The organism is Candidatus Arsenophonus lipoptenae (genome assembly GCF_001534665.1).
GTDB lineage: Bacteria > Pseudomonadota > Gammaproteobacteria > Enterobacterales > Enterobacteriaceae > Arsenophonus > Arsenophonus lipoptenae.
Genome location: NZ_CP013920.1, coordinates 532523 through 545225, shown reverse-complemented (window position 1 = coordinate 545225; position 12703 = coordinate 532523). Strand labels below are relative to the sequence as shown.

Sequence of the window (12703 nt, the reverse complement as noted above, 5' to 3'; positions counted from 1 at the left end):
ATATACAATATCTTTTATTAAAAATAATTAATTATCTAATTATAATTTTGGATATTTTAAAAATTATTAGTAATACATATAATGTAATACTGTATTAGTTTCTAAATACATAATATTGTTAATATTAATAACTAATTTAAAAAATTGTTTTCATTCTGAATATTATAATAAAAATACATTTTAAATTTAATGAAAACGTGGTTACTAAAATTTTTTAAATCAAAATCAATTAATAATACAACTATATACTATTATTAAATATAAATAATTATAAAAGAATAATAAATATTGTTATCTTATATAATAAGATATTTACTATTATTACTTAAATAAGTTATTCATAATCATTTTAATTTTCTAAAAAACTGCTAATATACTTTATATCTAAAAAATTAAATCACTTTAAACTCTGTATAAGGTATATAAGAGAATTGAATTCATGATAAAAATAAAAAAACAATTTTTAACTATGTTAACTATAAGTATTATTCTTTTTTTCATAAATATACTTACAATAAGTTATTCTGCATCAATCCCATCAACAAATTTTTCTAATAATCAAAATCAAGAATTATATAGCTTAGCTCCTATGTTAGAAAAAGTACTTCCTGCTGTAGTTAGTATTCGTGTATCTGGAACACGTATTCAAAATCAACAGTTACCAGAAGAATTTAAATTCTTTTTTGGCCCAAATTTTCCTTCACAACAACAAAGTATTCGCCCTTTTGAAGGATTAGGTTCTGGAGTTATTATTAATGCTGAAAAAGGTTATATTATAACTAATAATCATGTAATTGATAATGCAGATAAAATACATATTCAACTTAATGATGGTAGAGAAATTGATGTTAAATTAATAGGCAAGGATCCTCAAACAGATATAGCACTTTTACAAATAAAAGATTCTAGTACAGCAAACCTAAAAAAATTAAATCTAAAAACTATAACAATAGCAGATTCAGATAAACTACGAGTAGGTGATTTTGCAATTGCAGTTGGTAACCCTTTTGGATTAGGGCAAACGGCGACATCTGGGATTATTTCTGCATTAGGGCGTAGTGGTTTAAATATAGAAGGTTTAGAAAATTTTATTCAAACAGATGCTTCTATTAATAGAGGTAATTCAGGTGGTGCATTAGTTAATCTAAATGGAGAACTTATAGGCATTAACACTGCTATTTTAGCTCCTGGAGGTGGTAATATTGGAATTGGATTTGCAATTCCAGCAAATATGGCAAAATCGCTTAGTGATCAAATTATTAAATATGGTATAGTAAAACGTGGATTATTGGGAATAAAAGGAACTGAAATGACTTCTGATGTAGCTAAAGCATTAAATATTGATGCACAAAAAGGAGCATTTGTTAGTGAAGTAATTCCAAATTCTGCAGCTGCTAAAGCAGGTATCCAACCTGGAGATGTTTTAATTTCAATTAATAATAAGTATATTAATAGTTTTGCAGAGTTAAGAGCAAAAATTGGTACTAGTGAAATTGGTAAACCAATTGACATAGGTTTACTTCGTAAAGGCAGACAAATAACAGTAAAAGTTATATTAGAAGATAGTGAATCTAATAGTACAAAAGCTGAAATTTTAACTGCTTCACTAATGGGTGCTACTTTAAGTAATAGTATTATTAATGGTACTAAAGGTGTAAAAGTAGAAAGCGTTTTATCCAATTCACCTGCAGCAACTTTTGGTTTAATAAAAGGTGATCTTATCATCAGTGCAAATGAACAACGTATAGAGAATATAAATCAGTTGCGCAAAATTATTAAAACTAAACCTACTGCTTTAGCATTAAATATATTGCGAGGAGATCAAAATATTTATTTATTACTGCGTGGTAATAATATATTTAATTAATTTAATAATAAAAAATAGTTACTGCTATTATTTTATTTACGTTTTAAGTTACTTATTAACTATAAGTTAAAAAAATAAATTTCTTTCTTATTCTTTAATAGAAATATTTTAGTTAAAACTGCTAACTTTATATAATCAAATTAATAATTTTTAAAATTAGTTATTATTTCATTACACACAATATTAAAATTGCTTAGTGCATTTAAATTCACTATTTTATAATTTATTAATATAAATTAAATTGATTATTATTATAAATTTTATTTTTATAAAACAAATAGATTATTTTTTACATGTGATAATTCGTTCTATATTAGCTCCTAAATTACGCAGCTTTTCTTCTATTTTTTCATATCCTCTATCAATATGATAAATTTGTTCAATAATTGTTTTTCCTTTAGCAATACAACCAGCAAGCACTAAACTTGCAGATGCACGTAAATCAGTGGCTATAACTTGAGCACCTATTAGTTGTTTTACTCCATAACAAATAATACTGTTTTCTTTTATTTCTGCTTGAGCTCCCATACGAATTAATTCTGGAATATGCATAAATCTATTTTCAAAAATAGTTTCAGTTATCGTACTGACACCTTCAGCAACTAAATTAAGCAAACTAAATAACGCTTGCATATCTGTTGGAAATCCAGGATGAGGCTCGGTTCTAATAGTTACTGCCTTCGGTCGCTTACCATGCATATCTAGTTGAATCCAATCTTTACCAATTTTGATATCTGCACCAGCTTCACGTAATTTAGATAAAACTACATCCAAGATATCAGGTTTAGTATTACGACAAATTATCTTTCCTCCAGAAATAGTAGCTGCAACAAGAAAAGTTCCTGTTTCAATTCTATCTGGCAAAATACGATAAATACCACCGCCTAAATGAGCTACACCTTCAATTATAATTATATCTGTACCAGCACCAGTAATTTTTGCTCCTAATAATTTTAAAAAATTAGCAGTATCCTCAATTTCAGGCTCACAAGCCGCATTTTTAATAATTGTTTTACCTTTTGCTAAAGTTGCTGCTATCATTATAGATACTGTAGCACCAACACTAATCTTATCTAAGATAATATTAGCTCCTTGTAAACGTCCATCAATATATGCTTTAGCATAACCATTATCTAAAATTATTTTAGCACCTAATTTTTTTAATCCTAAAATATGTAAATCTATTGGACGAGAACCAATAGCACATCCACCAGGTAATGATACTTGACCTTGACCAAAACGAGCCACTAATGGTGCCAAGGCCCAAATAGATGCTCTCATTTTTTTAACTAATCTATAAGGAGCACAAAATTTATTAATACTACTTGAATCAATATAAATTGTACTATTACGTTTAATTTTAGTTCCTAGTTTATTGAGCAATTCAATTGTTGTATCGACATCTTTTAGATTTGGAATATTCTGTAATTCAACCAAATTTTCTGCTAAAATAGATGCAAATAGTATAGGTAACGCAGAATTTTTTGCACCAGAAATAGCAACCTCTCCAATTAAACGAGTAGGTCCTTTTAATAGAAACTTATCCATTAATTAATTCTCTATGATTAAAAGTTATATTACTCATGAATAAGTTATATTTTTACAAAACATTTAATTTATGATCTTTTATCCATTCTAATGATGTATATGTTTTTATTGATAACGCATGGATTCGATTATCTATAATATATTCCATTAATGGTCTATAAATGATTTGTTGTTTTTCAATTCTACTTTTACCTATAAACATATCATCAATAGCAATTATTTGAAAATTATTACCATTACCATTAACAAATACTTTATTTAATTTTAATTGTTTTATTAAAATTTGTTTTATTTCATTTTTATCCATAATATTACTCTATATATAATATATATAAATTAATTAACTAAAACCTATCTAATGATATAAATTAAAAATAATACTTTACAATATAGAATGAATTATTCTATATAATTTTTACTATAACTTGCTAATTTTTAAAAATATAATATGAATTTGATGTATAACTATTACTAAGTTAAAATTGATTCAATAAATATTGAAGTACTAAAGAAGTAAATAATTTTTTAATTATAAAAATTTATTTTATAAATTAATAAAATTGTAAAATACTATTATAAAATCAAAAGATTCTATTATTTAATATCTTTATGATAACATTATTACTAATATGTTATTTTAAATAATACTTGTAATTTTTACTATATAATATGTTAAATTCGTTTATATTTGAAAATGCTTTTTAAATATACTAAATATTTAGCAAAAATTTTATTTAAAAATATAAATATATTATTAATATTATTTTATGAATATTAATTTTTATTTCTTAATTAAAATTAAAAAATTAACAATAATTATTGTCCCATTTAATCTTAATAAAAGTCAATATATTTATTTTTAAACATTATATTATAAGCAAGATATTGATAATTAAATATGGAAATATTATATCATTAAACATTAATAATTTATTAATCCATCTACTTAAATTACATTTTTGAAATATGGAATATAAAATGTCTGATATTAATTTTCAAAAAACCGCGAAAAAAGTATTAGAAATTGAGCGTAATGGACTTGCTAATCTAGAGCAATACATAAATAATGATTTTAATAAAGCATGTACACTTATTTTTAAATGTACTGGAAAAGTCGTAATTATGGGTATGGGTAAATCAGGGCATATTGGACGTAAAATCGCGTCAACATTAGCTAGTACAGGAACACCAGCCTTTTTTGTTCATCCAGGAGAAGCTAGTCATGGTGATTTAGGAATGATTAGTAATAAAGATATTGTTTTAGCAATATCTAACTCTGGAGAATCAAATGAAATATTGACACTGATACCTATATTAAAAAAACAACATACTGGATTAATTTGCATGACTAAAAATCATCTCAGTAGTATGGGTAAAGTGGCTGACATTCATCTTTGTATCCAAGTACCAAAAGAAGCTTGCCCATTAGGAATAGTGCCAACAACTAGCACAACAGTTATGTTAGTTATGGGTGATGCAATTGCTGTATCTTTACTAGAAGCTAGAGGATTTACAGTTAAAGACTTTGCACTTTCTCATCCAGGTGGAATTTTAGGACGTAAACTATTATTAAAAGTCAGTGATTTAATGCATACGGGAAATAATATTCCTAACGTAAGGAAACAAGCAACATTACAACAAGCATTAATAGAAATCACTAGAAAAAAATTAGGTATGGTTGTCATTTGCGATACAAAAATGCAGATTGAAGGTATTTTCACTGATGGTGATTTAAGAAGAGTTTTTTCAATGAAAATTGACTTAAATAGTGCTAAAATTGCCGATTTGATGACCCATGGTGGTATTAGAGTAAATCCTAATATGCTAGCAATTGATGCTTTAAATTTAATCCAACAATATCATATTTCTTCATTACTAGTAGCAAAAAAAGATATACTTATTGGAGTTATTCACTTACATGATCTATTGCATGCTGGTATTATATAATCATTGGAAATAATACATGAATGAGAATAATAAAATAAAAAATTTTTATATCCCAGTAAAAAGTTATATTATCGAAAAAGCTCAATTAATAAAGTTATTGATTTGTGATGTTGATGGTGTCATGACAGATGGTTTAGTTTATATGGGAAATGATGGTGAAGAATTTAAAGTATTTAATGCAAAGGATGGTTATGGCATTCGTAGTTTATTAAATAACTTTATTGAAGTAGCTATTATTACAGGCAGTAAGTCAAAATTATTAGAAATTAGAGCTAAAACACTTGATATACATTATATATATCAGGGTTATAATAAAAAAATATTAGCATATAATGACCTTAAAACTAAATTAAAACTAGAATCTCAACAAATTGCTTATATTGGTGATGATTTGATTGATTGGCCTGTAATGGAAAAAATAGGGTTATCAGTTGCTGTGGCAGATGCCCATCCTTTTTTATTAGAAAGAGCAAATTATATTACCTCTCAACCAGGAGGTAAAGGTGCTGTACGTGAAGTTTGTGATCTAATTTTATTTGCTCATAACAAAATAAAAAATAAATAAAAATACAAAATAAATACATAATGAATGAATAGATTTAAATTATGTCTTAATATTATATTAACAATAATAATTTTATCTCTTATTGGTTGGAATTTATCAAGTTTTAATCAATCAAGCACATCTATTATCATAAACAAGAATCAACCAAATTACCAAACTGGTAATGCAGTAATGCATTTATTTAATCCAAAAGGTAAATTAGATTATAAACTGATAATAGATAAATTTTATTACTTTTCAAGTGATAAAATTAGTTTTTTTATTAACCCAATATTGACAATTTATAATATAAAAAAAATTCCTACTTGGACTATACGTGCTAATAAAGCAAAATTAATTAATGATAATATGTTATATTTGTATGGTGATATTCAAATAAATAATTTGAATATTAATTCAGAATTAAAAAAAATATTAATGGAAGAGGGTATAATTAATCTACTTACACGAGATATTTCATCTAATAATCAAGTAACAATAATTGGTAGAGGTTTAAAATCAATTGGTATGAAAATGTTAGGCAATATAAATACTAATACTGCAGAATTAATTGAAGATGTTAAAACTTATTACGAAATACCAAATAATTAAAAAATCAAAAAGAAATGCTAATAATAAAATTATATTATTAATAAAAAAATATATTAAATTAATGGTTATTAGTTTAATACTTGTATTAAGTTCACCAACATTAGCTTTAAAATATGATACCAAACAACCTATTCAAATTAATTCAGTGAAACAATCATTAGATTTAGAAAAAAATGTAATCATATTTACAAAAAATGTTTTTATAAAACAAGGTTCTCTAAATATTAGAGCAGATAAAGTAGTCGTTACTCGTCAGAAAAAAAATACAAAAAAAATAGTTATTGAAGCCTATGGTACCCCAATATTCTTTTATCAATTACAAAATGATGATAAACTCATTAAAGGTCATAGCAATAAAATACGTTATGAAATGGAAAATGAAATTATTATCCTTAAAGGTAATGCATATCTTAAACAATTAGATAATAATATCACAGCTGATAAAATTACTTATTTAATAAAAACAAATAAAATTGAAGCGTTAAGTGATAAAGGGAACCGAGTAACTACTATACTTTTGCCTTATCAATTACAAGAAAAAATATTAATTCAAAAATAAATATAAATAATAATATTAAATAATAGAATGTCTAGATTAGTTGCAAAAAATTTAGCAAAACAATATAAACAATATAAAGTTGTTGAAGATGTTAGCCTGGAAGTAAAATCAGGTGAAATAGTTGGATTATTAGGTCCAAATGGTGCAGGTAAAACAACTACTTTTTATATGGTACTAGGTATTATTTCAAGAGATAATGGAAAAATCACTATTGATAATGAAGATGTTAGTTTGCTTCCATTACATGAACGATCACGTAAAGGAATAGGTTATTTACCACAAGAAGCTTCAATATTTCGTAGACTTAACGTATATGATAATATAATGGCGGTATTAGAAATCCGCAAAGATTTAACATATTCAGAAAAAAAACAACGCTCTAAAGAATTAATGGAAGAATTTCATATTGCTCATTTAAAAAATAATCTAGGTCAATCACTTTCCGGAGGAGAACGTCGTAGAGTAGAAATAGCTAGAGCATTAGCAGCTAATCCTAAATTTATTCTTTTAGATGAACCTTTTGCTGGCGTTGATCCTATTTCAGTATTAGATATAAAAAAAATTATACAGCATCTAAGAAATTATGGATTAGGGATATTAATAACAGATCATAATGTTAGAGAAACATTAGATGTATGTGAGCGGGCTTATATCGTAAGTCAAGGTCATATTATTGCTAATGGGACACCTAAAACAATTTTAAATAATGAGCAAGTAAAACGTGTATATTTAGGAGAAGGATTTCGCCTTTAATTGTAAAATTATTAAAGTTAAAATATATGTAAAAATTATTATATACACAATTAACTATATTAATAATTTTATTTATTATATATATACTTATTAAAATATATTTTATTTAAAATATTTGTACAAAAAGTACTACTTCTGTTAAATAAAGATTACCAAAACAATATAACTATCATTGTCATATTATACTTAGCATATATCATAAAAATCATAATTAAAGTTTTAATTTGCTGGAAAAATATTAAAAATATCTCATATACTTATACTTAACATCATAATATTTATAAAAATATTTTTAATAAAACTCAAATAAATAATTTGTAATTTTATATGTTGTAAATATAAAAATATAAATAGATTAATGAAACAAAAATAAAAGAAATATATTAAATTTTCATTTCTCCTTTTAATAAAGAGAAATAATATTAATTATGATTAAATAACAAAGAATTCTATGAGAATAATTGTAAATTATTTATAATATATCTTCATTATTATTTAGTCTAAAATTCACTTAGGTAAATAAATAAAATGAAAAGTGAAAAAAAATTTTTATTTAGTTCAATTTTAACACCATCATGTACATTAAATAATATACATTGCACAAGTAAAAAACGGGCATTAGAAATTATTAGCAATGTGGCTGCCATTGAATTAAACATATCTAAAAATATTGTTTTTAATTCGTTAAAAACACGTGAAAAAGTTGGTACAACTGGTATTGGTGGAGGAATTGCAATTCCTCATGGAAAATTGAATAATAGCAATTCATCTGATGTAGTTGGGGTTTTTCTTCATTTAGAAAAACCTATACCGTTTGATACCCTTGATAATAATTTTGTAGATTTACTATTTGCAATATTAGTTCCTTCACAAAAATGTACAATACATTTACATACTCTACCTATTATTGCTAAGAGGTTAGCTAATCAAGATTTATGTCGTCGATTACGATCTGCAAAAAGTAATAAAGAGCTTTATGAAGTTATTACCGAATAACTATTTAAAAATTTAATAAATTATTTATTACAAAATTACGATTTAAATTAATAATTTATCCAGATTTAATATAGTAGTGTTACTATAACAATTATTGGTTTATTGCCCAGCAACTTGTATTGCTGATAAAAAAACTGAACCACATTGAATATTACCACGAGTTTCTATATCGTTACCTATTGTTATTATATTAGACCACATCTCTTTTAAATTACTTGCAATAGTAATTTCACTGACAGGATATTTTATCCTTCCATGTTCTATCCAAAATCCAACAGCTCCTCTAGAATAATCTCCAGTTACTAAATTAACTCCATAACCCAATAATTCAGTAATCACTAATCCAGTATCCATTTCTTTTAACAAATCATCAAAATTAACTCCTTGATTATTAATATACCAATTATAAATACCGCCAGCATGGCCATTTGTTTGTAATCCTAGTTTACGAGATGAATAAGTATTTAATAACCACGTTTGTAATATTCCTTCTTTAATAATATTACATTTATTTGTTTTCACACCTTCATTATCAAATGGAGATGAAGCTAATCCGCCAATTACATGTGGATCCTCTTTAATAGTTAACCAATTTGGAAAAATTTTTTTACCCATACTATTTGAAAGAAAAGAAGATTTTCGATAAATATTTATACCACTAATAGCACTAATAAGATGACTAAATAAACTAGTTGCAACTTCAGCAGTAAAAATTACTGGAGTTTTCATAGTAGGTAATTTACAAGGGGATAAACGAGATATGGCTCGCTTAGCTGCTTCTCTACCAATACATTTTGGGGATGCTAAATCTTTTAATTTACGAGCAATAGTATAAGAATAATCACGCTCCATACTATTATTATCCTGAGCAATTACACAAATTGACATTGTATGAGTACTAAAACAATAACTTTGTAACATACCATAACTATTACCAAATACTTTAATACCATAATGACTATTAAATTTTGATCCTTCAGAATTTTTAATTCTTTTATCAGCATTTAAAGCATATATTTCAGCTTGACTTGCCAATTTAATTGATTTATCAATATTAATATCAAATGGATAAAAAAGTTTTAAATCAGGTGATTGATATGATAAAAGTTTAATATCAGCTAAACCTGAACATGAATCTTCTGAAGTATATTTTGCAATTTCAATAGCAGTTTTTACCATACGCTTAATCATTTTTGGATGTAAATTGGTAGATGAAATACTACCCTTACATCTTTTATGATAAACTGTAATATGTAGAATAACATCATTATTAAATTCAATACTTTCAGTTTCACCAAAACGAGTACTTACCCCAACACCAGTCGATTGATTTATTGTAACTTCAATTTCGTCAGAATAATTTTTAGCATATGATAATACAGATGCAACTATTTCTTCTAATTGTTTACGCTGTAATAAAACTTGTTCCTTTAATTTCATTTAAAATATCCAATAATAAAATAATCTCAATAAAAATAACTTTTATAAGTTATTTAGTTTCTATTAGAAGAATTAATTATGATGAAAAATTAATATTATAAAATTATTACACTTATATAGAATATCAAAATAATTATTCTTTTCTTAAAAAAGAACCTTTAAAAATAAGTAAAACTTGATAATTAAAGACTTAAAGATATTTAAAGATTGCTATCTAAAATTAATAAATATGCTAAATTTATTAGTTGAACAAAAATTTTTAAATATAAATATGAAAACTAATTAATTATAATTTAAGTTATAGTTTTTCATAACTTAAATAATTGCACATTTTATTTTGCTTCTAAATAATAAAAAATCAATATTAAAAATAATTATTAAGTAAATTACTCAATTAGTATTATAATAGATTGCTAAATGTAAAAATAAACTATTTTTGGTACTTTATTAAACTTTAATATACGTAATAATATACAATGAAGTAAATTAAATAATAATTTTATTTTTATATTATATAATATTGTTCTTAAAAATTTATATAGTATATTAAATTTAATATAACTTTAAATAGTTATTAATATTTTAATTTAAAGACCGTTAATCTAGCTTACATAAGCTTATATTTAAACTTTTAATGTTTATTTTTAAATTTTAAAAGAATTACTTGTTTAAATAGGTTTTATATAGCATTTTATGCTGTCCCCCCAACTGTGATATTATCAATTTTTAATGTTGGTTGGCCAACACCAACTGGAATATTTTGCCCCTCTTTACCACACACACCTACCCCGTTATCAAATTTTAGATCATTACCAATCATAGAAATTTGCTGCATAATTTCTTTACCTTCTCCAATTAATGTCGCTCTTTTTATAGGTTTCGTTACCTTGCCTTTTTCAATTAAATATGCCTCAGCAGTAGAAAATACAAATTTTCCAGAAGTAATATCAACTTGTCCACTAGAAAAATTAGATGCATAAATACCAAAATCAACACTATAAATTATCTCTTCAGGAGAATATTTACCTCCTAACATATATGTATTTGTCATACGTGGCATAGGTAAAGAAGCATAAGACTCTCTTCGTCCATTACCTGTTGGCAAAACACCCATTAAACGTGCATTCATTTTATCTTGCATATAACCTTTTAAAATACCATTTTCAATCAAAATATTATATTGACCAGGGACACCTTCATCATCAATAGATAAAGAACCTCTATGTCCTATTAAAGTAGCATCATCAACCACAGTACAAAGTGATGAGGCAACTTTTTGCCCTATTTTATTGCTAAATACAGATGTTTTACGTCTATTAAAATCACCTTCTAACCCATGACCGACAGCTTCGTGTAGTAAAATACCTGGCCAGCCAGACCCAAGTACCACGGTCATTGCTCCTGCTGGAGCAGGGATAGAAGAAATATTAATTAATGCTATCCTTACTGCCTCTCGAGCATAATGTTCAGCTCTGATTTCATTATTATCTATTTCAAGAAAATATTGATAACCATAACGCCCCCCACCACCACTACTAGCACGTTCACGCTTACCATTATAATCAACTAAAACATTAACTGATAAATGTACTAATGGACGAATATCAGCGGCCATTGTCCCATCTGTGGCAACAACAAGAACATATTCATAAACACTAGACAGTATTACATCTACTTCTTGTACAAAAGGATTTTCCTCTCTTGCAATTCGATCAATACGATATAATAATGCAATTTTTTCTTCATGACTCATAGTTTGCATAGGATCAATATTAGAGTAGAAATTATTAAAATCAATCGTTTTTATAGAAGATATTTGTTTTTTCCCATTTTGATTTATAATATTTTTTGCCGCATTAGCGCTTTTATGTAATGCTGCTAAAGTTATCTCATTAGCGTAAGCAAATCCAGTTTTATCATTATAAACAGCACGTATACCTACACCACGGTCTACATTATATGATCCTTTTTTAATAATTCTATTTTCTAATTCCCATGTTTCATGGTGGCATGATTGAAAATAAAGGTCAGCATAATCTAAATCTCGTTCAGTTAATAATTGTAAAATATCATACAGATCTTGATTTTTAATATTATTTGGTGTTAATAAATAATCACTTACATAAGTTATATTCATATTTATGTCTTTGTATTACTTTGATGTTTAATTAGTACTAATAATTTATACTTAAAAGTATTTTTATATTATCTCAATAAATTAAAATTAACTAAATAAATATATATATAAATATAAATATAAATGATTATTATTAAAAAATAAAATAACTAATTATTAGTTATAATTAACCATATTTTATATAAATACAATATATTTATTAAATTTATTTATGAAGTATAAATGATAAAATTTTTTTTGATAATTTAATAATAAATACATTATTAATTAATTACAATTTAGCACATTATATATCAAATT

11 protein-coding genes are annotated in these 12703 nt (G+C 24.9%); 7 read left to right on the top strand and 4 right to left on the bottom strand.

Annotation, left to right across the window (positions count from 1 at the left end; genetic code table 11):
* The first annotated feature begins 439 nt into the window (after positions 1–439).
* The gene (locus tag AUT07_RS02185; RefSeq protein ID WP_066283599.1) at positions 440–1867 is read left to right on the top strand and encodes a Do family serine endopeptidase; all 1428 of its coding nucleotides are present in this window, start codon (positions 440–442) and stop codon (positions 1865–1867) included.
* Positions 1868–2149: 282 nt separating this feature from the next.
* On the opposite strand, the gene murA is transcribed toward AUT07_RS02185, so the two are convergent.
* Together murA and AUT07_RS02175 are read right to left on the bottom strand one after the other, a co-directional pair.
* Positions 2150–3415 (bottom strand): UDP-N-acetylglucosamine 1-carboxyvinyltransferase, encoded by a 1266-nt coding sequence (gene murA, locus AUT07_RS02180; RefSeq protein WP_066283596.1) that lies wholly within the window; start codon positions 3413–3415, stop codon positions 2150–2152.
* 52 nt (positions 3416–3467) lie between these two features.
* Positions 3468–3722, bottom strand: coding sequence for a BolA family protein (locus tag AUT07_RS02175; protein ID WP_066283591.1), 255 nt, complete (start codon positions 3720–3722; stop codon positions 3468–3470).
* A gap of 659 nt (positions 3723–4381) precedes the next feature.
* Between AUT07_RS02175 and kdsD the strand changes: the two genes are divergently transcribed.
* The 6 genes from kdsD to ptsN all read left to right on the top strand — a co-directional run bounded on the left by kdsD (position 4382) and on the right by ptsN (position 8826).
* Positions 4382–5362: an arabinose-5-phosphate isomerase KdsD gene (gene kdsD, locus AUT07_RS02170; protein WP_157871126.1), complete on the top strand. Its 981-nt coding sequence runs from the start codon at positions 4382–4384 to the stop codon at positions 5360–5362.
* Positions 5363–5378: 16 nt separating this feature from the next.
* Entirely contained in the window at positions 5379–5927 is a 549-nt protein-coding gene (gene kdsC / locus AUT07_RS02165; protein ID WP_066283583.1) for a 3-deoxy-manno-octulosonate-8-phosphatase KdsC, read from the top strand.
* 24 nt (positions 5928–5951) lie between these two features.
* On the top strand, positions 5952–6518 hold the full coding sequence (lptC, locus tag AUT07_RS02160; protein ID WP_066283581.1) for an LPS export ABC transporter periplasmic protein LptC: 567 nt from the start codon (positions 5952–5954) through the stop codon (positions 6516–6518).
* 61 nt (positions 6519–6579) lie between these two features.
* Positions 6580–7077, top strand: a complete 498-nt coding sequence (lptA, locus tag AUT07_RS02155) for a lipopolysaccharide transport periplasmic protein LptA (protein ID WP_066284181.1) — start codon at positions 6580–6582, stop codon at positions 7075–7077.
* Between the two features lie 27 nt (positions 7078–7104).
* The gene (gene lptB, locus AUT07_RS02150; RefSeq protein ID WP_066283578.1) at positions 7105–7830 is read left to right on the top strand and encodes an LPS export ABC transporter ATP-binding protein; all 726 of its coding nucleotides are present in this window, start codon (positions 7105–7107) and stop codon (positions 7828–7830) included.
* Between the two features lie 528 nt (positions 7831–8358).
* Positions 8359–8826, top strand: coding sequence for a PTS IIA-like nitrogen regulatory protein PtsN (gene ptsN / locus AUT07_RS02145; RefSeq protein WP_066283576.1), 468 nt, complete (start codon positions 8359–8361; stop codon positions 8824–8826).
* A gap of 99 nt (positions 8827–8925) precedes the next feature.
* Here ptsN and pmbA read toward each other — a convergent pair whose 3' ends face one another.
* On the bottom strand, positions 8926–10266 hold the full coding sequence (gene pmbA / locus AUT07_RS02140) for a metalloprotease PmbA (RefSeq protein ID WP_066283574.1): 1341 nt from the start codon (positions 10264–10266) through the stop codon (positions 8926–8928).
* Positions 10267–10957: 691 nt separating this feature from the next.
* Entirely contained in the window at positions 10958–12403 is a 1446-nt protein-coding gene (gene tldD, locus AUT07_RS02135) for a metalloprotease TldD (RefSeq protein ID WP_066283572.1), read from the bottom strand.
* Positions 12404–12703: the final 300 nt, after the last annotated feature.

Excerpts from the sequence above, each read along its gene's own strand:
- AUT07_RS02185 (WP_066283599.1), top strand. The coding sequence starts at position 440 with ATGATAAAAATAAAAAAACAATTTTTAACTATGTTAACTATAAGTATT.
- murA (WP_066283596.1), bottom strand. The coding sequence starts at position 3,415 with ATGGATAAGTTTCTATTAAAAGGACCTACTCGTTTAATTGGAGAGGTT.
- AUT07_RS02175 (WP_066283591.1), bottom strand. The coding sequence starts at position 3,722 with ATGGATAAAAATGAAATAAAACAAATTTTAATAAAACAATTAAAATTA.
- kdsD (WP_157871126.1), top strand. The coding sequence starts at position 4,382 with ATGGAATATAAAATGTCTGATATTAATTTTCAAAAAACCGCGAAAAAA.
- kdsC (WP_066283583.1), top strand. The coding sequence starts at position 5,379 with ATGAATGAGAATAATAAAATAAAAAATTTTTATATCCCAGTAAAAAGT.
- lptC (WP_066283581.1), top strand. The coding sequence starts at position 5,952 with ATGAATAGATTTAAATTATGTCTTAATATTATATTAACAATAATAATT.
- lptA (WP_066284181.1), top strand. The coding sequence starts at position 6,580 with ATGGTTATTAGTTTAATACTTGTATTAAGTTCACCAACATTAGCTTTA.
- lptB (WP_066283578.1), top strand. The coding sequence starts at position 7,105 with ATGTCTAGATTAGTTGCAAAAAATTTAGCAAAACAATATAAACAATAT.
- ptsN (WP_066283576.1), top strand. The coding sequence starts at position 8,359 with ATGAAAAGTGAAAAAAAATTTTTATTTAGTTCAATTTTAACACCATCA.
- pmbA (WP_066283574.1), bottom strand. The coding sequence starts at position 10,266 with ATGAAATTAAAGGAACAAGTTTTATTACAGCGTAAACAATTAGAAGAA.
- tldD (WP_066283572.1), bottom strand. The coding sequence starts at position 12,403 with ATGAATATAACTTATGTAAGTGATTATTTATTAACACCAAATAATATT.